The sequence below is a fragment of the Facklamia sp. P12950 genome (assembly GCF_050409465.1).
Classification (GTDB): Bacteria; Bacillota; Bacilli; order Lactobacillales; family Aerococcaceae; genus Facklamia.
Genome location: NZ_JBNUPK010000024.1, coordinates 1 through 764, shown reverse-complemented (window position 1 = coordinate 764; position 764 = coordinate 1). Strand labels below are relative to the sequence as shown.

Here is a 764-nt window from a genome sequence, read left to right as displayed (position 1 = left end):
AAGGGCTCGTGAATATGAGCCAGAGCCGACACATTCCTTGCGTGCGAGTATTATGCACTCACTGTGGCCATTTGGACCTCTATTCCATGTTCACGATAGATCAATGGTGGCAAAGAAAAGCAAGGATGCAACAACCCCAGTTGGGCGGTCTATTTGGTCTCGGAGGTTCCCATAATGGCGGCTGAGATCCATAATCTACATGGGGATGCCGGTCAGATATCTCCGCCCTTGCAACAAGGGGGTGGAGGTGGCACATTTGATGGCATGGAAGTTGTAGACGCCAAAATCGCTGCCGCCGAAGCTAGGACCGATACGAAGTTTGCAGAACTTCTCGGCGAACTGAAGCTTATCAATCAGCGAATGGAGCATGTCGAGCGATCAACCTCTGGGATGAGGTCAACCGTCATCGGGACCGGCATAGGTGTGGTGGCCGTTGTGATCGCGATCATGGCTTACGGCGCCCAGTGGTTTGGTTTGGACATGGATGCCCAACAAGTTGCTGAACGAGCCGCACAGTCATCCTCTCAGCGTATTCAGCCGCAAATCGACGGGCTGTCATCAAGCAACACCGAGTTGAATGCAAAGATCGACACACTTCTACGCGCGATGAACGACCGAATGATGGGAAGCGGCGGAGAAGCACCTGCTCCGTACAAAAACCCGAGTAACTGAGACCCGCCCCGGCGGGTTTCTTTTTGCTCTGGGATTAGAATGGTTACAGTTCCACCCTTTTCTGCCTGACAGGGTATGGGACAATCCCGAAC

General features: G+C 53.1%; 1 protein-coding gene. It reads left to right on the top strand.

Going from position 1 to position 764, the window contains the following annotated elements:
• Nucleotides 1-174 precede the first annotated feature (174 nt).
• Nucleotides 175-672 carry a hypothetical protein gene (locus tag ACQV2Q_RS08875; protein ID WP_428882514.1) on the top strand — a complete coding sequence of 166 codons (498 nt, stop codon included), beginning with the start codon at nucleotides 175-177 and terminating at the stop codon, nucleotides 670-672.
• Nucleotides 673-764: the final 92 nt, after the last annotated feature.